The organism is Rhizobium sp. SYY.PMSO, from assembly GCF_046840415.1.
In the GTDB taxonomy this organism is placed as follows: Bacteria; Pseudomonadota; Alphaproteobacteria; order Rhizobiales; family Rhizobiaceae; genus Rhizobium.
This window is the reverse complement of record NZ_CP177350.1, coordinates 501,660-523,329: the sequence shown is the minus strand read 5'-3', so window position 1 is coordinate 523,329 and position 21,670 is coordinate 501,660. Positions and strand designations below refer to the sequence as shown.

16 protein-coding genes are annotated in these 21,670 nt (G+C 60.9%); 8 read left to right on the top strand and 8 right to left on the bottom strand.

The window, feature by feature from the left end; translation table 11 throughout:
• Position 1: 1 nt before the first annotated feature.
• Genes ACJJVH_RS20820 through ACJJVH_RS20810 form a run of 3 tightly spaced genes read left to right on the top strand, consistent with a single transcriptional unit; the run spans position 2 to position 3,755 of the window.
• Positions 2 to 1,066 carry an ABC transporter ATP-binding protein gene (locus tag ACJJVH_RS20820; protein ID WP_112799239.1) on the top strand — a complete coding sequence of 355 codons (1,065 nt, stop codon included), beginning with the start codon at positions 2 to 4 and terminating at the stop codon, positions 1,064 to 1,066.
• A complete protein-coding gene (locus ACJJVH_RS20815; protein WP_412066010.1) occupies positions 1,063 to 2,706 on the top strand; it encodes an ABC transporter permease in 1,644 nt (547 codons plus the stop codon). The genes ACJJVH_RS20820 and ACJJVH_RS20815 overlap by 4 nt, the downstream gene beginning before the upstream one ends.
• Before the next feature lie 53 nt (positions 2,707 to 2,759).
• On the top strand, positions 2,760 to 3,755 hold the full coding sequence (locus ACJJVH_RS20810; RefSeq protein WP_162749244.1) for an extracellular solute-binding protein: 996 nt from the start codon (positions 2,760 to 2,762) through the stop codon (positions 3,753 to 3,755).
• Between the two features lie 100 nt (positions 3,756 to 3,855).
• Here ACJJVH_RS20810 and ACJJVH_RS20805 read toward each other — a convergent pair whose 3' ends face one another.
• Complete coding sequence (locus tag ACJJVH_RS20805; protein ID WP_113357113.1) at positions 3,856 to 4,071, bottom strand: SUMF1/EgtB/PvdO family nonheme iron enzyme; 216 nt, start codon at positions 4,069 to 4,071, stop codon at positions 3,856 to 3,858.
• A gap of 372 nt (positions 4,072 to 4,443) precedes the next feature.
• Here ACJJVH_RS20805 and ACJJVH_RS20800 point away from each other — a divergent pair, with 372 nt between their 5' ends.
• The 4 genes from ACJJVH_RS20800 to ACJJVH_RS20785 are packed head-to-tail and all read left to right on the top strand — an operon-like array spanning position 4,444 to position 8,391.
• Entirely contained in the window at positions 4,444 to 5,298 is an 855-nt protein-coding gene (locus ACJJVH_RS20800; protein ID WP_412066009.1) for a DeoR/GlpR family DNA-binding transcription regulator, read from the top strand.
• Positions 5,295 to 6,377 (top strand): SIS domain-containing protein, encoded by a 1,083-nt coding sequence (locus ACJJVH_RS20795; protein ID WP_412066008.1) that lies wholly within the window; start codon positions 5,295 to 5,297, stop codon positions 6,375 to 6,377. Before ACJJVH_RS20800 ends, ACJJVH_RS20795 begins: the two co-directional genes overlap by 4 nt.
• Before the next feature lie 59 nt (positions 6,378 to 6,436).
• The gene (locus ACJJVH_RS20790) at positions 6,437 to 7,297 is read left to right on the top strand and encodes an ROK family protein (RefSeq protein WP_412066007.1); all 861 of its coding nucleotides are present in this window, start codon (positions 6,437 to 6,439) and stop codon (positions 7,295 to 7,297) included.
• Positions 7,294 to 8,391, top strand: a complete 1,098-nt coding sequence (locus ACJJVH_RS20785; protein ID WP_113393196.1) for an N-acetylglucosamine-6-phosphate deacetylase — start codon at positions 7,294 to 7,296, stop codon at positions 8,389 to 8,391. The genes ACJJVH_RS20790 and ACJJVH_RS20785 overlap by 4 nt, the downstream gene beginning before the upstream one ends.
• Before the next feature lie 381 nt (positions 8,392 to 8,772).
• Here ACJJVH_RS20785 and ACJJVH_RS20780 read toward each other — a convergent pair whose 3' ends face one another.
• A complete protein-coding gene (locus ACJJVH_RS20780; RefSeq protein ID WP_113384269.1) occupies positions 8,773 to 9,747 on the bottom strand; it encodes a magnesium transporter CorA family protein in 975 nt (324 codons plus the stop codon).
• Positions 9,748 to 10,180: 433 nt separating this feature from the next.
• On the opposite strand from ACJJVH_RS20780, the gene ACJJVH_RS20775 reads away from it, so the two are divergent.
• On the top strand, positions 10,181 to 11,371 hold the full coding sequence (locus ACJJVH_RS20775; RefSeq protein WP_112800205.1) for an OpgC domain-containing protein: 1,191 nt from the start codon (positions 10,181 to 10,183) through the stop codon (positions 11,369 to 11,371).
• A 46-nt stretch (positions 11,372 to 11,417) separates the two neighbouring features.
• Here the strand turns inward: ACJJVH_RS20775 and fhuB are convergent, their stop codons facing one another.
• From fhuB to ACJJVH_RS20745, 6 genes are all read right to left on the bottom strand, one after another.
• A complete protein-coding gene (gene fhuB, locus ACJJVH_RS20770; protein WP_412066006.1) occupies positions 11,418 to 13,379 on the bottom strand; it encodes a Fe(3+)-hydroxamate ABC transporter permease FhuB in 1,962 nt (653 codons plus the stop codon).
• Positions 13,380 to 13,413: 34 nt separating this feature from the next.
• On the bottom strand, positions 13,414 to 14,364 hold the full coding sequence (locus tag ACJJVH_RS20765) for an ABC transporter substrate-binding protein (protein WP_412066005.1): 951 nt from the start codon (positions 14,362 to 14,364) through the stop codon (positions 13,414 to 13,416).
• 8 nt (positions 14,365 to 14,372) lie between these two features.
• Positions 14,373 to 16,787, bottom strand: coding sequence for a TonB-dependent siderophore receptor (locus ACJJVH_RS20760; RefSeq protein WP_162749242.1), 2,415 nt, complete (start codon positions 16,785 to 16,787; stop codon positions 14,373 to 14,375).
• A gap of 140 nt (positions 16,788 to 16,927) precedes the next feature.
• Positions 16,928 to 17,890 (bottom strand): FecR family protein, encoded by a 963-nt coding sequence (locus ACJJVH_RS20755; RefSeq protein WP_412066004.1) that lies wholly within the window; start codon positions 17,888 to 17,890, stop codon positions 16,928 to 16,930.
• Between the two features lie 98 nt (positions 17,891 to 17,988).
• Positions 17,989 to 18,492: an RNA polymerase sigma factor gene (locus ACJJVH_RS20750; protein ID WP_113393201.1), complete on the bottom strand. Its 504-nt coding sequence runs from the start codon at positions 18,490 to 18,492 to the stop codon at positions 17,989 to 17,991.
• Positions 18,493 to 18,972: 480 nt separating this feature from the next.
• The gene (locus ACJJVH_RS20745) at positions 18,973 to 21,357 is read right to left on the bottom strand and encodes a caspase family protein (RefSeq protein WP_412066003.1); all 2,385 of its coding nucleotides are present in this window, start codon (positions 21,355 to 21,357) and stop codon (positions 18,973 to 18,975) included.
• Between the last annotated feature and the right edge of the window lie 313 nt (positions 21,358 to 21,670).

Genomic DNA, 21,670 nt, shown 5'->3' with positions numbered 1-21,670 from the left:
CATGAGCATTGAGATTTCCGACCTATCTGTAACCTACGGACAGGAGAGGGTAATTTCCGGCTTGTCGCTGGATATTCCGGAAGGATGCTTCTTCACGCTGCTCGGTCCGTCCGGCTGCGGCAAGACGACATTGCTGCGCACCATTGCCGGTTTCGTGCCCGCATCCGGGGGACACATCGTCTTCAACGGCAAGGACGTCACGGACCTGCCCGCGTACAAGCGCAATATCGGCATGGTGTTTCAGGACTATGCGCTCTTCCCCGACAAGACGGTTGCCGAAAACGTCGCCTATGGCCTCAGGGCGCGCGGCGAGAGCGGAGCGGCCATGCTCAAGAAGGTCGAGGCCGCACTCGATCGTGTCGGCATGGCTCATCTGATGGCACGTCATCCCGCGGCGCTTTCGGGCGGCCAGCGCCAGCGCGTGGCGCTCGCCCGCGCCATGGTGATCAAGCCGCAGGTGCTTCTGATGGACGAGCCGCTCTCCAATCTCGACGCGAAGCTGCGCATACAAATCCGCGAGACGATTTCCGACCTTCAGCGCGAAGCCAACATCACCACGGTCTTCGTGACCCACGATCAGGAAGAAGCCCTGTCGATGTCGGACAAGATCGGCGTCATGAACAGGGGCGCCGTCGAGCAGCTGGGCACGCCAAAGGAAATATACGCAACACCCCGGACCGCCTATGTCGCCGATTTCGTCGGTGCGGCAAACCGCATCGACGTCGCGCTTTCCGGGCCTGCGCAAGACGGAATGGTGCGTGTCGATTTCGGCGGCGAGGCTCTGCTGGCGAGCAGCGCATTGCCTGCCGGTGCCTCGGGCGGCATCCTGATCATGCGGCCTGAGGACCTGCAGCTTGCGGCAAGCCCGGCCGATCTCCGGCAGCCGCTGCGCGGAACCATTCTGAAGCGCCAGTATCTCGGCGGCAAGACCAGCTACAAGATCTCTCTGGCGAACGGCGCCGTGATCAGCGCCGAGTGCCATGGCGACGGCCATGACAGGCACGCGATCGGCGCGCATGTCTTTGCAGGCGTCGATCCCGCAAAAGCCATGGTGATCGCGGCATGAGCAGGTCGTCCAATCTTCGCTCACCCTGGCTGTGGCTTTCGCTTGCGTCGCTCGTCATTCTCGCGACGTTCATCGTCTATCCGCTGGCCAACATCCTGACCGCCAGCTTCGCCGGCGAAGGGCAATCCGGCTGGATGAGGCTGGTCAGCGATCCGCGTGGCCTCACCGCGATCGGCAATACGCTGATCCTCGCGTCGGTCGTGACCGTGACATGCATGCTTCTCGGCGTACCGCTGGCCTATGTCACGGCGCGATTTCGCTTCCCCGGAAAGTCGATCATCGCGCTCCTGCCGATCATAACACTGGTCATCCCCGAGGTGATCTCGGCGCAGACCTGGCTGATGGTTCTCGGCAACAACGGGGTCGTGACGCGTTTCATGCGCGATTTCGGCATCGGCCTGCCAAGCTTCTACGGCTGGTTTGGCCTGATCGTCGTGATGACCTTCATCTATTACAGCTACATCTACATCGGCACGGTCGCCGCGATCAGCGGCTTCGATGTCCATCTCGAGGAGGCCGCGCAAAGCCTGGGTACGTCGCCAGCGAAATCACGCATCAAGGTGATGCTGCCGGTCATTCTGCCGTCGATCCTGGCCAGCGCGCTGCTTGTTTTTACCATGGTGGTCGGGAATTTTGCGGTCTCGATGATCCTGTCGAACCGCCTGCCGCTGCTGTCCGTTGCCACCTACCAGGCGGCGATCGCCGAGGGCGGCGCATCGCCGGTCATGCAGAGCACCTTCGCCAGCGTCTCGGTCCTGATGGTGATGACGGTGCTGTTCTTCAATCGCTGGATCATCGCACGCGGGCGGTTCGAAATCGCGCAGGGACGTGGCGCGAGACCGGTTCCGCTTGCCGGCATCAAGGGTCTTGCCGTCGGCGGCGCGGCCAGCCTGATCGTTATTCTATCGCTGCTGCCCTTGTGCGTGGTCGTGATCGGCGCCTTCACGGTATCGCGCGGCCCGGTCATGCAGTGGGGCAACTGGACATTCGCCAATCTGGAGCGTGTGTTTACGACTGCACCGCAGCCGCTGATCAACTCGCTGAGCTATTCCGCCCTTGCGACGATCATCGGCATCTGCTTCAGCGCGGTCGTCAGCTATCTGATCGTCAAGAAGCGCAACGCCATGACGCCGTGGCTGGATTATATCTCCGCCGTTCCGCTCGCCTTGTCCGGAACCGTGCTCGGCATCGGCCTGGTCGTTTCCTTCAACGGCGGCTGGCTTCCGCTGACCGGAACGGCAACCATCATGGTCCTCGCCCTGCTCGTGCGCCGCCTTCCCTTCGGGATGCGCAGTTCGCAGGCGACGCTGCACAACATCCCGAACTCCATCGAGGAGGCGTCGATCAGCCTCGGCTCGCCGCCGGTGCGGACGTTCCTCAAGGTGGTGCTGCCGATGATGGCGCCGGCCATCGCCTCGGCGGCGGTCCTGACCTGGACCACCACGGTCTCCGAACTCAGCGCGTCGATCCTCGTCTATTCCGGCGGCCGCGAAACCCTGACGATCCAGATCTTCCGCCTGATCGGAAGCAATCTCATGGCCTATGCGTCGGCATACGGGCTCGTGCTGATCGCCGTGATCCTCCTGCCCATCGTGATCGCTTCGAAAGTGTTCAAGGTGGATGTCTTCTCTTCGAAATGACTTTCGAAACCAGGCTCTGCGCGTGAATGAACAACAGAAATGGGGAAATGAACATGAATGCTAAGTTTCGCACCAAAATAGCCGCGGCCGTGCTCGGCCTGTTCATGGCTGCACCGGCGTTTGCCGGGAACAGCAACGTGGTCCTTTACACGACCAATCCGGAACAATCGGTAGAGGCCCTTTCCGGAGTAATCACGGCGAAGGTACCCGGCATATCGGTGAACTCGATCGCCGGCGGCAGCGGCGTTTTGTTGCGCCGTCTCGAGGCGGAAGCCGGCAATGTGCAGGGCGATCTGTTCTGGAGTTCCAGCATCAACACGCTCGGAGCGTTTGAGAAACTATTCGAACCCTACGCATCGCCCGAGCTTGCGTCGGTCCCCGATAAATTTCGTTATCCCGGCGATCTTTTCGCGCCGAGCAACGTACACGTCGTCGTGCTGATGGTGAACAAGGATCAGCTCGGCGGCCTTCCCGCTCCGAAGACCTGGTCCGATCTGCTGGACCCGGCCTGGAAGGGCAAGATCGTCGTCGCGGACCCCGCCAACAGCTCGACGGCATACACGATCCTGTGGGGTGTGGAGAAGTTGCTTGGCGAGGAAGGGCTGAAAAAACTGGCCGCCAACGTCACGGTCAGCTCGTCCTCCTCGGCCGTGCAAAGCGGCGTCGCCATGGGTGAGTACGCGGTCGGTCTGGCGTTTGAAGCCAACGCCTATCCGTACGTCGATGGCGGTCAGACGGAAATTCAGCTTGTCTATCCCACGGAAGGAACGTTCACGAGCGTCGAATATGCCGGCCTGGTGAAGAACGCACCCGCTGGGGAGAAGGCAAAGGCCGCGTTCGACGCGCTGATCTCGAAGGACGCCGAGATCGCACTTCTGCAGACGGCATTTCGCCGACCGACCCGCAGCGATATCGAGGTCTCGAAATATGTAGCGCTTCCGGAGCTGGCCGACATCAAGGTAATTCCCGTGGACGAAAAGGAAGCCGCAGCCAAACGCGACGACTTCCTCAAGCGCTGGAGCAGCTACGCTGTCGGTACAGCGAAATAATCGAACGTGCTTCCGTCCGATTAATGCGCGATGTCCGCATCGATGATTATGGCGGCGACACCATCCGTCTCGGCCGGCAACACACGCTTCACGGCACCGTTCACAGATCGGCGGCAACCCTGAAGCCGACGTTGCCGACCGAACTGTCGGGGTCCAGAACAGGCAGGCGCTCGACCGGCGCCAGCGGGCCAGATGGATCGCTCACCCATTCCCGGCTGTTGCCGGTCATATTGTGCATGCCGTACCGGTTCGGCCGGCATGCGTCGGCGGGCGCGGCAGCCACAATCTTTTCCCGCGGCTCTCCTTCATTCCACATGAACCGATAGGTAAACCCGCCGGAAGCGTGGGCGCGATCTGCAAAATGCCGGCTATCAGGCCATCCAGGATGAACTTTCGCCGAAAATTCCTCATTAGTTTTGCAAAAAACATACGCATGGAGAATGGCTAAGATATTTGTGCATCACTCAAGTTAGTTCGGCTTGAAATACATACTTTTGTTCACTGCTTGGGCAGTCATTGTCGAAAGGCAGCCGGACGACTAACGAATTCCTTGCCTGTTTCCGTGCCTGCCGGCGCGGAAGCCAATGGGAAAGCTGATATTTTTGTTAAAATAAACAAACGCGACCGAAATTTGCGTTGAAATAAACTCCCCTTTGGCCTAGAACGCGGACAACGGGAAGGATTGGCTTTGCAATCGACGGAAGACCTCTATCGAGCCGTTCAGGCTTCAGCGCCAAAACTGACCCCGAAGCTGCGGGGCATCTGCCTGTTGATCGAAAGTGATCCGGTGGGCTTCATTCGCTCCACCGCGCGAGAACTTTGCAGCCAGCTCGGAACATCCGAGCCGACCCTGATCCGCTTCTGTCAGCGTTTCGGTTATGCGGGCCTTGCCGATTTCCGCATCGATCTTGCCTTGTCCCTTGCCCAACGGCCGGCGCTCGCTCCCATCGGGGTCGAATCCAACCCCATCGACCGCCGGGCCGTCAATTTTGCGGCAAAGGATGCGATCGGCCGCAAGGCCGTGCATCTGCTCGAAGGCGATACCGCCGTTCTTTTCGACAACGGCTCCAGCGTGGAGCGCCTGGCGGCGCATCTGGGCGGGCTGGCGCCGCTGATCGTCATGACCAGAAGTCTCGACGTCGCCCAGACCGTGCTCGGGCACAAGCAGCATCAGGTCATGCTGACAGGCGGCAGCATACGGCGCGAAACCATGTCGCTGACAGGCCGTCAGGTCGACGCCGCCCTCTCGGAAATGCGTTTCGACACCTTCGTCATGGGTGCTGACAGCGTCGATCCTGAAAAGGGCATCAGTACATTCCTGGAAGACGAAGCGCATCAGAACCGCGCGATGATCGAAGCTTCGGAACGCGTGATCGTCGTGGCGGACAAAACAAAATTCAGCAAACCACGCCTGCACCGGATTTGCACCATCGAGCGGATCCATGCCATCGTGACGGATATCGATCCCGATCATGAACTGGCAGGCCGCATGCGCGAGCGCGGCGTACGCGTCATCAGCACACAAGAGGACCGGCATCAATGACCCAACTGGAAACGACTCATACCTGGCGCGAAATTCATGCACAGCCGGATATCTGGCAGGCATGGGCAAATACGCTGGCCAGGCAGTCGGCGGATATCCGGACGTGGATTGCCGCAAAGGGCATCAGGCGCATCATCTTCAGCGGCGCCGGAACCTCCGCCTTTATCGGCCAGACGCTTGCGAGCGCCAAAGCCGGCGACATCTCTCTTGCCGCCGTTCCGACGACCGATATCGTCTCCAACCCTTCCGAAACGCTTTGCAACGACGAGGGATTGCTGGTCGTCCAGTTTGGCCGCAGCGGCAACAGTTCCGAAACGATCGCGACGCTCGACCTGCTCGATGCCCATTTCCCCAAGGCTCATCGCCTGAACATCACCTGTAATGCCGAAAGCGCCCTGGCTGTCCGCCCGACAAAAGGCCCCGGCGAACAACGCGTCATCGTCTTGCCCGATGCCACTCACGACCAGGCCTTCGCCATGACGTCGAGCTACACGACGATGCTTCTGTCGGCTCTTGCATGCATTGACGGAACCGTCGACGTCGCGGCAATGCTTGGCCAGCTTTCGAGCGCCGCGCGGGAAGCGATCGCCCGGCTGGATACACAGCCGGCACCGCATCCCGAACGCGCCATTTTTCTCGGCTCCGGCGCATTGACCGGCGTCGCCCGCGAAAGCGCCCTGAAGGTTCTGGAGCTGACGGCAGGCCGCGTCATGACGAACTGGGACAGCACGCTCGGTTTCCGTCACGGACCGAAGGCGTCGGTCGTCGGCGATACGCGGGTTGTCGTTTTCATTCATCCGGACGGCCATACCGCACGCTACGATCTCGACATCGCGCGCGAGATCGCACAGCAGTTTCCCGCGGCAACGGTCACGACCGTTGGCGGCGAGGGTTGCGACCTGGCGCTTGGCCTGACCGGGAAGAGCCGCTGGGATGCGGTGCTTTACGTTCTTCTCGCGCAGATCTGGGCGGCTCGCTGGTCGGCCGAGCTGAACCTCAACATCGATAATCCGTTCATCGATCAGGGCAATCTGACACGCGTGGTGTCCGGCGTCACCATTTATCCTTTCGCAGCATGATCTGCGGGGCGATTGATCTGGGCGGCACCAAGATCGAGGGCCGCCTCTTCGACGCGAACATGGAAACTGTCCTGACACGACGGATTCCCACGCCCGTCAGCGATTTCGATGCTTTCGCCGTGGGTCTGGCCGAGCAGATCGAATGGCTGACCACGAAAGCCGGCAAGCCGGCTCTGCCTGTGGGCATCAGCCTCCCGGGCTGGGTCGATCCCGCCACGAACGAAGCATTCGCCTCCAACATTCCGATTACCGGGCGGGATGTCGGCGCGGCGCTTTTCAAGCGCTTCGGCCGCCATTTCCCGCTGATGAACGATTGCATGGCCTTTGCCTATTCGGAGGCGCATGGCGGTGCGGCCGCAGGCGCAAAAGTCGTGATCGGCCTCATTATCGGCACGGGCATGGGAGCAGGCATCGTCATCGGCGGCGAGATCCCTCCCCGCTTCAACGGGCTTGCCCTGGAAATAGGTCACACCGGAATGCCCGCCCGCGTTCTCGTCGAGCAGAACCTTCCGTTGATCCCGTGCGGCTGCGGCAAGAGCGGCTGTATGGAACGCTACGTCTCCGGCACCGGCCTTGCGGATATTTCGAAGATCAAGCTCGGCATCGCCATATCCAACGAAGAGCTGAGCCGGCGCGCCGAAGCCGGCGATCCGGCCGCCGGGAAGGTTCTGGACGACTGGGCGGAGCTGACGGCAGAAGCGCTCGTCACCATGCAGCTCGTGGTCGATCCGGATTGCATCGTCCTCGGTGGCGGTCTTTCCAACATAACCGGCGTCGCCGAACGCGTGACGCAGGCGTTCGAGCGGCGCAAGCTCGGCACGACGCGAATTCCCGCGGTCCGGACAGCGCGCTTCGGCGACAGTTCCGGCGCGCGCGGCGTTGCGCTTTTCGCACTCAACAAGGCAGGAGAACGTCATTGAACCGCCTCGTCGCTCCGGATTTCGTTTTTCTCAACGGCAGGCTTCAATCGGGCCTTGTCGCGGAAATGGACGCCTCGGGCCTGCGATGCCTGCGCCCGCGCCGCGAAAGCGAAACACCGGACCTGAAACCGCATGTGCTGATGCCCGCCTGCATCGACCTGCAGGTCAACGGCGCAGGCGGCGTCATGCTGAACTCGGATACAAGCGCAGCCGGGATCGCCCATATCGTCTCCACATTGCGTATGCTGGGTACAGGCTGGGTCATGCCGACGCTCATCACCTGTGAGCCTGAACGCATTCTCGCCGCTGCGGATGCCGCGATCGAGTGCAAAGGCATGGATGGCTTTTTCGGCCTTCACATCGAAGGTCCTCACATCAATGTCGCCCGCAAGGGAACGCATCAGGCGTCCTATATCCGTCCCGTGGATGGCGCCACGCTTGAAGCGTTGTCACGTCTTCGCAAGGCGGATGTTTCCGTCATGCTGACCCTTGCTCCGGAAACGGTGCCGGCGGAAACAATCCGGCGGATCGCCGACATGGGCGTCGTCATTTCCGCTGGGCACACGGATGCCTCGGCCGAAGAGACACGCGAGGGGCTGGATGCCGGCGTGACGTGCTTCACCCATCTTTTCAACGGAATGCCGCAAATGTCGTCACGCGCACCGGGCGTGGTGGGGACGGCGATCGGCAGCGACGCCTATTGCGGCATCATCGTCGACGGTCATCACGTCAGCTGGGAAATGGCCGGCATTGCATGGCGTGCGCGTCGTGAAAAGGGCCGCATGTTTCTGGTATCCGACGCCATGTCGACCATCGGGGGGCCGGATCATTTCGAGCTCTACGGAGAGCGGATAGCCGTGAGCAACGGCGCGCTCGTCAACGCCGCCGGCTCTCTGGCCGGCGCACATATCGACATGGCCGGTTGCCTTTCCAATCTCGTGCGGAAGGTCGGAGTGCCGCTCGATGAGGCCATTCACGCTGCCTGTGTCGCCCCGGCCGATGCCATGCATCGCAATGCACCCGGCTTGGCCGATGGCACACCGTTGCAGGCACTGCTGCTTCTCGATCACAACCTGAAACGCCTTCCGGTCTGATCTCTCCATCATGAAGATGCAGGCCTTCGGCACGGTTCGACCGGCCTGTCCCTGCCTTACGCCGCGATCGCCTACATGAACCGGCGAAATCCGACTTGTCGTTGCAGAACGAATTGAAAGAACGCGCACAGCCGTTGCAGAAGGCAAAATGGAGCCCACACTGCACGCCCTGATGGTTGAAGCCGTTGGCATCATGGTGGTGCGCGCCTACGGCAAGGCCGTCGGAACCCACCGACATCTGCAATGAAAGCCGGCTTCAGGCACGTTACGCGCCGGATAGCTTGCGATCCTCCCTGGCTATAGCAACAATGCCGATGGTCGCCTGGATATGCGCTGGAAGAGTCCGTTTCTCAGCGCGGCTACACGCTCGCTGGCTGACCTTCAAAACCAGCCTTTCGCCTTGAACCAAACCAACGGTATGATGGCGCTGATCAGGATTACGGCCCAGCCATATTGATAGCCCCATGCCCAATCGTATTCCGGCATGTTTTTGAAGTTCATGCCGTAAACCCCGGCCATGAGGGTCGGCGGAATGCCGACGATCGAAACAATCGTCAGGACCTTGAAAATATCGTTTTGCGCTATGCCGATGAGGCCGACGAGCGCATCCAGAACGAATTGTACCTTGTTGGCGAGTTGCTCTTCGTAATCGGAAAGCGAATGGATATCCTGGCGCAGTCTGGCAATCCGTTGCGTCAATGCTCCATCCGACCAATTGCATACATCTTCGTCGGCATAGGCTATAACACGCGCCAGTCCTTGCAGGCCGTCTCGCATTTCGGCGAACCGATCTCCCAACCGTCCTACCTGCCGCAACTGGATGCGCAAGATGCGATTGGCTCTGTTGGCATGGCGACCGCGGGTATCGTCGGCGTGAAACGTCTCCGTCGACAGGCCATTCAACTCGGCCGCCAGATGTTCGAGGGCATCGGCAACGCGATCCACGATTTCCTCGCACAGCATTATGAAAACCTCGATGCCCGACCTGGCAGCGCTGTGATCCTCGGCAATTTTCCGGGCGACCGTATCGAAGGTCTGCAGCGGCATAAATCGCACCGTGACCAATCGATCCGCCGACAGGACAAATCCAAGCGGAGGCGTCACGCGCGCGCCTTCCGGCCGCTGTGCGGTCGACGGCGTGCTCATGTACAACACGCCGTCTTCGTTCCTGAGCCGGCTCGATGACTCAATTTCGCTGAGAGCCCCCAGGGACGGCAGCTTGGCTCCGATAAGCGTTTCAACGCTTGCCACTTCCGTGGGTGAAGGATCGAGAAGATCTATCCAAATAATGCGACGGGCCTGTTCTCCGGTCTTGGGTGCGGAGTTGTCGCTCTGGTCGGCAAATTCTTTCAACATCGTCGATGGGGGCTCCTGGATTGATCCCGGCTATAATGTCGTACGTCATCGGAAAGCAAGATTTGCTGCATAAATGATCCTGGCACGATCAAATTTCCGAGAGATCGGCCATCGACTGCGAGCCGCCGTCGCCGGCATGTTCCACACTGTTGCGATCATCCGCAATGCCGGTTCGCGGTCTCAGCCGCAAGATTGAAGCCGCTTTTGTCGGCAATGCCGCCATCAAGCGGGATAACGGGGAGGAATTTGGATGTTTTCTCCATAAGGTGCCGGCATTTCGGCGGCGAAGCTGCGCCGATCATAAATGCGCGAGATCATCACGATTCCAGTCAAAACGGCTTTCGTTCAGTTGACGTTCACCAAGGCTTCCTAATTCTGACCGTGAGGGCCGGCCATGAATGAGCGGTTCCGTATCGACAATGGGTCTTGGAACATGAAGAGATACGAAATCATCGATGGTCTGCGCGGCTATTTCCTCGTCTTCATGCTGATCAATCATCTCGTTTTCGTCGGCGGCTATTGGATGCTGCTCGTCAACCACGACCAGCTTGCCTTCGTCGAGGATGCACAGGGCTTCGTCTTCCTGTCGGGCCTTCTGGTCGGCATGGTCTACAGCCGTAAGATGGCGAAGACCGGCTATGAACAGATGCGCCAAAAGATCTGGGACCGCGCCTTCGAGATCTACCGCTATGCCATGGGAATCGTCATGGCGGTGCTGGTGGCTCAGATGGTGCTTCCGGATGCCTACCGGATCTGGCACGACTGGCTGGGCTACACGACGTTCGACGATCCGTTGCGGCTGGCGGCGATCGGCACGCTGCTTTTCCAGCCGACGTTCATGGATATCCTGCCGCAATATGTGGTCTACATGATCTTCGCGCCGCCGATCATCCTGCTTTGCCTGAACGGCAAGTGGGCCTATGTGGCCGTCGTCTCGCTCCTCCTCTGGGTGGCCGCACAGCTTGGCCTGCAGCGGTTGGCGACAGTGTTCATCAACGACATAATCATGGGCAGCGACGAGCAGGGCGTTCGCGTCAGCTTCAACCTGTTCGGCTGGCAGATCGTTTTCTTCTCCGGCCTCGTCGTCGGCGTGCTGACTGCGAACAAGCAGATCGACTGGTCGGGGATATTCAGCCCGGAGAAGACGCTCATTCCGAAGATCTGCCTGATGGTGTGCCTGTTCTTCCTGCCGCTGAGGATCGCCTCGGCCCACGATCTGCTGCCGCAATATCTGCTCGATAAATTCGCCACGATGGAAATCCGCGCCGATTTCGGCCCGGTCTATCTCATCAACTTTCCCGCCGTCGCGATCGGTCTCGTCTGGCTACTGGCGGCCGGTCCGCGCCACCACAACGCCCATGTCCGCCGCCTTGCCGGCGGATTGACGTGGTTGTTCTCCCTCAGCTTCCTGCGGCTGCTGGGACGGCACTCGCTCCATGTCTATATCTGGCATGTGGCGATTGTTTACACGGTCTTCTACATAGACCAGCGCACGCCGGAATTCTCGCAGATTACCAAAACCCTGATCGCTCTGGCCTCGGTCATGCTGCTTTCGCTGCCGGCGCTCTGGCGCGAAAGAGACCGCTTCATCGGCGGACCGCCGGGCAGGCTGGTGAACGGCTAGCCTTCCATGCGAAAATGCGGCGAGATGCGGAACCTCGGCGAAATTTTCAAGTCGGCCGCCGCTGCATCAGCCAAAGAAAATACGGACCACCGATCAGCGCTGCCAGAAGGCCTGCGGGCATCTGGTCCGGAAACAAGACGAGCCTCCCCAGCCAGTCGGCGATTATCATCACCGCTCCCCCGATCAGGGCCGAGGCCGTCAATTGGGCCCCTGTTCGCACCTGCCCGAGCATGCGCGCGGCATGCGGGGCCATCACGCCGATGAAGCTCATGGGGCCGACGATCAGGGTCGAGGCTCCGGCGAGCAACGCAATCACGAGCAGCAGGCAGAAACGACTTTTCCCGAGATCGATCCCGAGCTGTCGTGCCGCTGCGGCGCCAAGCGGCAATATATCGAGCCAGCGCAGCATGAACGGTAATACCAGCATCGAAATCACGAGGATGCCTGCGGCGAGAACCGCGTCCATCGGCTGCGCCAGCCAGGTAGAGCCCGAGAGCCATCGGAACAATATGGCCATGCGCGGATCGCCGGTCCCCATCAGAACCGATACCAGACCGCTGAAAAGCGTGGTGAGCGCAATCCCCACGTAGATCATGCGATCGGGCGAAAAGCTCGATCGGCGCGACAGGAGCAGAAGGGTGGCCATCGTCAGAAACGCGCCAAGGAAGGCGCCGCCCGTCTGCGTCACACGGTCGAGACCGAAACCGCAAAGCAGCATGACGATGACCCCGAGCGCCGCCCCCGTACTGACGCCGAGGATTTCCGGGCTCGCCATCGCATTGCCCGTCACGCGCTGCATAACAGTGCCGGAAAGAGCGATCGAGGCGCCACCGCAAAATGCGGCGACCAGCCGGGGGGCGCGCCAGTAGGAGAGATCGACCAATTCCCGCCCGCCGCTCCAGTGCCATCCCTCAAGGCCGATACCAAGCGAAAGTGAAAGCCACGAGACGACCAGGATCAGGCAGACAATCGCAATGAAGAATATGCCGAACCTCTGCCTTCGTTCCAGCGAACGTGCGGATCGCGCCTCCGTCGTCCAGGCCGCCAGCCGCATTTTCGGCAGCAGCACAAGCAGGATCGGAGAGCCGATCAGCGCTACGGCCGCACCCGTCGGAATCTCTCGCGCCGTCGAAATCGACTGTACCAACTGATCGACCGCCCATAACAGCGCAGCACCTGTCATTGCGGACAGCAGCAATTGCCGTCCAACCGTCCGGGCATCGGAAAGACGCGCGAGCGCTGGAGCTATGAGGCCAACGAAGCTGATCGGTCCCACCACGCTGACGATTTCAGAGGCAATGACGATGGCAATGGCGAGGATAAGGACCCGCACGAACGGCAGCGGCAATCCCAGGCTCTTCACACCCTCGTCATTCAGCGAGAGTAGCACGAGTGGCCTTCGAAGGAGTGCCAGAAGGACGGCGGCGACGGCAAGCCAAGGCGTGATGGAGGCGACGCGAGACCAACCCTGGATGTTGAGAGAGCCCGCTCCCCAGATGAAGACGGTGCGCACACCGCCATGAAAGAGGATCATCGTGCTTGCCAGGGTCGAGGCATAGAGCCCGATGACAAGGCCGGCAAGAATGACGGAGAGCGGCTCCAGCCTTCGCCGCCATGCAAGGGCGATTACGAGAAGAGCAGCCCCGCCCCCTCCGGCGAGCGCTGCGGTTTCTGTCGAAAGGAGGGTGGTCGCCGGCAGCCAGAATGTCGTTGCGACCACGGCCACATAGGCTCCCCCGGTGATGCCGAGCGTGGCGGCGTCTGCAAGCGGATTGCGCAGAACATGCTGCAGAAGTGCGCCGACGACAGCCAGACCGGCTCCTGCCATCAGGCTCAATACGACGCGCGGAAAGAAGGTTTCGTGCGCGACCAGCTGGCCGATATCCGCTTCGCTTGGGCTGAACAGTGCGGACGACCATTCTTCCGGGGGCAGCAGATGCGAGAGGTTATAGAGACTTAGCACAGCGGCAGCGATCGCCAGCGGCAGGACGACAGACAAGGCTCGCATTGCCGGCCTTGGATTTTTGGATATCGCGACCCGGTTACTCATCGACACCCTCCTTCGCGATCGCAGTCGAGACCAGTGTCGCGAAACGAATGATCGATGGCAGGCCGCCCTGCTCGTAAACGGGGGCAATCTCGATGATCCTGTGCGTGGCGACAAAGGGCAGCGCCCGCCAGAAGCGCAGGCCTTCGGCACTCTTGGGAAGACCCCTTCCGCTCGCCGAGATCACGATGACGTGGCTGTCGGGAAAGTCGGCCAATCTTTCGATACCGACGATTATCCGGCCTCCAAACCCGGCAGACGCCTGCCAGGCATTGACCAATCCAAGACGCCGCAGCACGTCGTCATAGAGACTGCCGCGTGCGAAAATCGCAACGTGCCTGTCGTCGACGAAACTCGTCAGAAGGAAAAGGCGCCCGGCATATTTCGTCAGCCGTTCTTGCGCCTGCGAAAGCGATTCCAATGCCGTCGCGATCAGGGCCTGCCCCTTGTCGCGGCGCCCCAAATCGGCGGCGACTGTGGCCGTCGCTGACGCCGCGGCTTCAAGCGACGTGCCATTGCGGTCACGGAGCGAAAAGGACGAAACAGCGCAGATCCGCTCGAGCTGCGTTCTCGCGACTTCGAGTTCCGGAGGGATGAGAATACGATCGGCACGCAGCTCGTACAGCAGCTCATAATTCGGCGTGAACAACAGACCGACATCGACCACGTTTTCCGGCATGGGTGGCGTGACGACGTTGCGGGTATAGTAGGCGATCGCCGGCACACCCACCGGGGCGACGCCAAGGGCGATGACGGTCGCGGCCAGCCCCCAGTCAAGAACAACGATCCGCTCCGGGCTGGCCTCGGTCCGACCCGGCTCCTCGGCCGCCACGGCGCGGAATGCGGCACTGGTCGCGACGGCCGCGATGCCGGATAGGAATGCTCTTCTCGGTGTTCCGGGACGGGCCGAAGGCCCATCCCGTTCGAGTTGATCGGAGATCAACATGGACACCCCTACCAGCGATAGTCGAGCGTCGCATATACGGTGCGTCCTTGGCCCCAACGGCAATTGATATTGGAGCAATCCGACACGTAGACCTTGTCGAACAGATTGGACGCGTTAACGGACGCGGTCAGACCTTTGTATTTCTGGTCAAGGTTGCCGAAATCGTAGCGGACCGCCGCATCGAACAGAACATAGTCCGGTATTTTTGCGGTATTGGTGGTGTTGGCGAAGGATTCGCCGATATAGCGGGCCCCACCGCCGATACCGAGACCGGCAAGCGGCCCGGACTGGACGGTGTAATCCACCCATAGCTTGGCGACATTGCGCGGCACATTCGCCGGTTCGTTGCCAACCAGGCCGCTGTTGTCCTTTGTCACCTTCGGATCGAGGTAGGCATAGGATGCCTGCATGCTCCACGCATCGCTCAGGCTTGCAACGCCCGAGAGCTCGATTCCCCGAGAGCGAATCTCGCCGGTCTGGACCTGAAAGCCGGTGTGAAGAGGATCTGTCGTCGGCACGTTCTGCTGGGTCAGATCGAAGACAGACGCCGTGAACAGCGCGTTCAAACCCTCGGGCTTGAATTTGATGCCGCCTTCGAACTGCTGGCCTGTCGTCGGATCGAGGTAAGATCCGTCAAACGACAAGCCCGTGGAAGGTGTAAACGAGGTCGAATAACTGATGTAAGGCGCCAAACCATTGTCGAAGAGATAGGTCAAACCGACGCGACCGGTGAAAGCCTTGTCGCTCTGTTCGGTCTGGGCGGAGGTCAGTTTGTTGAGTGTATCGCTCCAGGCGTGGTCCTGCCGGCCCGTCAACGTCAGCAGGAACCGATCGAATTTGATTTGGTCCTGCGCGTAGACGCCAAACTGATTGAAGGCCTGCTGGCGATTGAGGTTTATCTTCGGCAAGCCTATCGCCAGGTCGTAGCTCGGATCGAGGACATCGATGTTCGGGCCAACGCCGTAGCGTGAGAAATCGTTCCGCTTGAGATACTGGTAGTCGATGCCGAGCAAGGCCTTATGCTCCAGCGGACCGGTATCGAAATCCGCCTCCATCTGCGTGTCGATGCCGACGCTGTTGGCCCGGCCTTGATACATGTAGGTATCGCGCTGCAGGATCGCCGTTCCTTTGACGAAGTCGTAGGCCTGCAGGGCGTTGTAGACGGAATCGACATGTGAAAAGCGGAAGTTCTGCCTCAGGGTGAAGACGTCGTCGAAACGATGCTCGAATTCGTACCCGATCGATTCACGCTGACGCTTGAACTCTTCAAACGACGGCTGGCCGGTATTGAAGTCGCGCCGAAGCTTGCCGCCCGGCAGGGCCGGATTGGAATACAACGTGCCCGAATATGGCAGCGAGCTCCAAAAGCCACCTTTCGGATCGTTGAGGTAGCTGCCAAGTATCGTCAAAGACGTATCTTCGTCGGGCTTGAATGTCAGAGCCGGCGCGATGGCAAGGCGCTGCTCCTTCATATCGTCGACCTGAGCCCCCGTCGTCCGGCCAAGACCAGTCAGACGGTACAGAAGCGTGCCGTCGCTTGTCACCGGGCCGCCGAAGTCGAACGCAGCCTGCGCGCGATCGAAGGAGCCCGTCTGGAGTTGAACATGGCCAAAGGGCGTGTCCGTCGGCCGCTTGCTCACGAGATTGACCAGCCCTCCCGGCGAGACCTGGCCATAAAGGCCGGACGACGGGCCTTCCAGAACATCGATCCGATCAAGAAAGAATGGGTCGATCTTGTTCTCGATCCAGGCTCCTTGGGTCTGCAGTTTGAGACCATCCTGATATTGGTCGAGCGTAAACCCCCGCGCCTTGAAATATTCGTCACGGGTGTCGGTGTTGTCACCGAAATAGATGCCCGGCATATAGCGGGCCGCCTGCGTCAGGTTCGTGGCCTGCTGCGCGTCGATCTGGGCGCGGGTCGTCACACTGACGGTTTGAGGCGTTTCGATAAGGGGGGTGCTGGTCTTTGATCCGGCGCGCGTGTTCTCGGCAACGAAGCCGTCGCCCGGTCCGGTGGGAGATTGCTCTCCCTGCACAACGATCGGGGAGAGTTCCGTCGCTCCGTCAGCCGATGCCCTATCGATCGACGAAGACGCCGGCGCAATCGCAACCGTAGTGGAATTCGTGAAAGAATATCGAAGGCCCGATCCGTTCAATATCTGCGCGAGAGCCTGCTGCGCGCTGGCGCTGCCCGAAAAACCCTTCGTGGTTTTCCCCGCTGCAATCGAAGCCAGATAGGAAACCTGCAGGCCGGCCTGGCGTCCAAATGCAGCGAGCGCCTGGCTCATAGGGCCGGCCGGAACCGCAAATTTGATCTGCGCCGAGGCCTGGGCAAGGGACTTTTCATTCGCTGTGAACAGGCTGGCGCCAATCACGGTGGTCATCATCAAGGCCGTCACGGATGCCCTGACGGCCTTGTTCATGAATGCTGTCTTTCGATACGCGGTCCCCATGCCCTGCTGCTCCAATTCGATTGTGCCGAAGGGCTTGCATCGCGTCGCAAGGCAAACCCCAAAGCTATTACAAACGGAGCGCTGAAATTTTCCTCTTTTTCTCAAGTTTTTTAAAGCGGCGAAATGACCGTCAGGAACGAGGCCATTCTGTGCACCCGGCCGCCGGCCGGATGCACGACCGCCTCAAGGGCCCGCTGGGGATCGGAAAGATCGAATATGCCGCTAACGCGCATCGAACCGATATAAGGGTCGGCAAGGACAACCTTGCCCGGGATCCAGCGCCCGATCCGTGCGACCAGCGCCGAGACCGTCTCCCGTTCGGCGATGACAAGCCGCTCGCGCCAGGCGCCCACCTGCCCCGGCTCATGCTTGCCGCGGTCGACATCTCCGGACGAGGCGTCGAATGAGACCCAGTCATTCTCGCCGAGCTTTTCGCCCCCGGCCAATATCGAAGTCGAGGCGCGCACCTCGACCAGGCCATGATCGACGCCGACCATGACAATGTCGGCATCGCTGGATACATCGAAGGCGGTGCCAAGAGCCGTCGCGACCACCCCGCCAGCCATCACTCTGAAAGGTTTTTCCGGATCCTTCGTGACGTCGAAGAAAGACATTCCGTCCAGGAGGTCGATCTGCCGGGCATCCTCCCCGTATTGAAGTGCGATGGCACTGTCAGGTCCTAGCGTGGCGACGCTTCCGTCCGGCAGTGAAACAGAACGGATTTCGCCTGTTCCGGTTATGTAGTCCGCACGAAAATCGCGCATCACTCGCGGATAGAGCAAGGAGCCGGAAGCGGCCGCGCCGATACCGAGCGTACCGGCGATCATCAGATTGCGCCGGGTAAGGCCCAACTTCTCTCGCCGTTCGCTCTTGCGCTGCTCCGTCAGGATCTTGCCCGATGCGCCATGAATCTTGGTGATGTGCTGCCAGACGCGCTCATGCTCCCGGCTGCGAGAACACCATTGCCGTACCATCTCGACAGTGATCGGATTCTCGGGATCGTTCTGAAGGCGGATAACGAGATCGATCGCCTCATCGACAAGCCGGTCGTGCTCTGCCCCATCGGCGCCCATCAATATCCTTCCGACCCTCTCGTCATCATTCGCATCTGCCTGTCCCTAACCTATTCTACAATCGAGGCGCACGATTTTTCTCAAGCAAGCGCAAGAATTCAGATATCGCCGACATGCTGCAGAAGATGGCGATAGGCATCGCGGATCAGCGCCCATGTTCGCGTTGTCGACAGATCGAGTTGCTCTGCGACCTGAACGATGGTGAGGCCCGATAACCGGTGCAGTTCAAATGCCTTGCGCGTTCGATCTGGAAGCGTGGCCAGCGCGGCAGCCGTCTGAGCCAGGCATTGGCGTGAATAGACGACGGCTTCAGGGTCTGGAAACGGGTCGGCGACCTGTGCGGCAATTTCCTCGCTGAGCTCCACCATGGGGATCAGTCGATTTCGACGCGAGTGGTTCGTCGCAAGATTATGGCTCACTCTGTATAGATACGCCCTTGGATTGTGATCGGGCCCGGCCTCCCCGGGAGGCGCCGCCAGCACGCGCAAAAACGCATCCTGCGTGAGATCCGCGGCGTCTTCTGGCGCCACCCCCCGGCGCCGCAGCGAACGGATAATGTCCTTTGCGTGCTGACGAAAGAGGTTATGCAGATCCCAAACCAACGCGCACTAACTCTCTGATTCCGAAGTTCGACGGGACTTGCATCCGTCCGCTGGCGCAGCAATGCGGGCGCAATGCCGATAAAGCCGGTAAACTACTTTCCATTCATGCTACAACCACGACATGCTGGCGTGAACCGTTCGCTTGCCTTGGTCGCTGACGATAAAACATGATGAATTTACTCATCATTCCTGGCAATGACAATTGCTGCCGCGCCGATCCAATCGCGGGTTAACGAGCAAAACAGGAATATCGAATTGAAAGTGGTATTTCTGCAACGATCCCGGCGCGGCATCCCCAAAGAGGGGCTTCGCTTACACCCGGCAGTGGCGAGCCAAAGGGTTTGACGTTCGTGGCGGGTGATGCCGAGGCTCATCGGCATCACCCAATCCACAGTGGTCGGAGCTGGGCGACTTTTTCACTCGCGCCTTGCGGCACGCCGCACTGCTACTAACAGATACTCTCGAGCAGGCTGCCCAAGCTCAATGACATGCGGGCAGGCCGGGAGCGCCGCATTTTTTCCTTTCCGGAGGCTTCCGCGCGGCTGGCGGTGCCTTTGCGTGCGGCTGCACGATCTTCGGCTGAGGCCTGGCCGGCGCCTTTGCCTGAACGGCGACATGCGGCATCGGCCTTGGCTGCGCCGCAGCCGGATTGGCTTGCCGGGGCGGCTGTGCGGCGACACGAGGCTGATTGTTGACCCTCGGCCGGCTGTTATTGCTTACCTTCGGCGTCACCGGCGTCTTGGCGGCAATAGCCGGTGTCGCGGGCTTCATCGCCTGCGCGCGAGCGGCGGCCTTCGGCGCAGTCGCGGCGACATTCGGCTTTGCTTGTGCCTGAGCAGGCGGCGTCTTCGAACCGGGAAGCGCGTGCGCATTGGCGTTGGCACCCTGCTGGGCAGGCACAGTCTGCCTTGCCTGGGCCGCACCCGGATTGTTCGGAAGCTTTCCGCCCGCCGGCAACGGCTGACCGTTGGCACCTGGAAGCGCATGCGCATTGGCATTGCCGCCTTGTTGCGCGGGTTGCGCCGCAACTGCGGGACTATGTACCGCGCCAGGTACGGCCTGAGGCGATTGAGCCTGCCTCCCCTGCGCCGCTCCGGGATTGGTCGGCAACTTGCCGCCCGCCGGCTGGGGCTGGCCGTTGGCGCCGGGCAGCGCATGCGCGGCGGCACTTCCCGTTTGCGGTTGTCCCGAGGGCGCAGCCACGGAAGCTCCAGTTGTCGTCTTGCTCGCTGCCGCAGGATTTTGCTTCTGCAGGACTGCGGCCTTCTTCTGAATCGAAGGCGGCAAGGCAACGTGCAGCGCCGCGGCGCCAGCGCCGGCAACGACAGCCGCGCCCGCCATCTTCTGTCCGCTCGTCAAGCCGGAGGCGGCACCGGCAGCGTTGTTCACCGACGTATTATTGATGACGGTGTTGTTCACCACCGTGTTGTGGATATTGTTGAAGATGATGTTGTTTTCGGGCGGCGCAACGTCGCGCGGCGGCTCGACCCATCGGGCAACAGGCACGTAGACCGGCGCCGGCAGCACGTAGAGATCGACCGACGGCTGCGGCGGCGCGAGCGTTACGAAATCCGCTGGCGGCGGCGCCAGGAAAACAACCGGCGGCGGCGGCGCATAGCCGAAATCGGCATCGTCGAAATAAAGGACGGGGCGGTCGACGTACACGACTTCTGGCGGCGGCGGCGGCGGCACGTCGTACTCGATCACGGTGAAGGACGGCGGTGGCTCGAGCGCCGCCTCAAAATGCTCCAGGCGCCGGCGCGCATCCCAGACGTGGGGACCACGCGGATAACGCCTCAGATACGACCAATAGGCCTCCGGCGTATCGGCACGCCAGGTCTCGCGCCATGTGATCGCCTCGCGGCGGGCGGCGATGATGGCGCGCACGCGCCGCGCCATGGAATCGTTCGGATAGGCGGCGAGGAAATCCTCGTAGCCCTGTAGCGTATCGCGATCGAGCGCGGCGAAATAGGCATCCCGCTCGTCGAAATCGCGGATCGCCTTTGTCCGGAGGGCCGCATTGTCATAGCTGGCCACCTGGGCGGCCGGCGCATCCGGGCCGCGATCGAAGAAAGTGAAGGCGTTCTTGAATTTCGAGGCATCCCAGGAGATTTCGGCACCCTTGGTCAGTTCGCCGACTCGCAGGCGCGTCCGATCGAAGACCTCGCCGAGCGGCAGACCGCCGACGCGGATCATTTCCGCCAATGCATGTGCATAGGAACCGTAGGGGCCGCCCTCTTGCGGCGCGACGGTGCCCGGCGCGGCGTTGAAGGCGATCAGCTGATTGGCGTCGGGATCGACGAGCGCCAAGCCACCGGCCAGCGGCTGGCTCGACCGCACGAAGGGATTGACCCTTGCCGCGTCGAGCACGACGATGCTGCCGCGATTGTTGATGGCGGCAAGCGATTTGGTGAAATCGGTCATCCGCAGGGCCTCGACCGGCACATCGGTCGCATTGGCGATTTGCGCATCGATGGGAACAAAGTAGTTATCGCCCTGATATTGCACCCCGTAGCCCGCCAGATAGACGAAGACGACCGTGTTCGGCCCCGATGCGTTCGCCTTCGTCAGAAAGTCGCGCATCGCATCGCGCAAGCCGTTCTGGTCGAGATCGCGCGCACCGATCACATCGAATCCGGCGGCCTGCAACGTCTGCGCGATCAAGCCGGCATCGTTGGCCGGCGTGGGCAAGGCACCCGCCTTGTAGGCGGCATTGCCGACGACGAATGCTATTCGCTTTTCGGGGGAGTTCTGCGCCTGGGCCGGATTCGCGGCAGCGATGCCGGCCAGAGCAAACATCACGGCAAAGAATGCCCAGACAGTCTTTTTGAATGACAATCCCATCATCGACAGCAGTTTTGACATACCGGTTTCTTTCGCAGAGGATCTCTCGGCGTCCCTCGATGTTCTCGAGCCAATCAGCGGCACAAGATTCGCGCTATAGACACGCCAGTCGAAAAATTCGCGCTTCGATTTAGCAATCGTTCATGAACTCTGGCTTAGGCAAGCCTGAAGGGAAGCTGAAGGGACTGTATTGAGAGCGAGCGACAAGGAGCGCGCGTTCATCCTGACTACCGGGATGTCCGGCCGTCTCGAAAGGTGGTCCATTGAGATGGCGGTGCTGATCCCGGACCTTCGCAATCGCCTGGAAGGCGGTGGCCGAAGCTCAGGAAAGGAT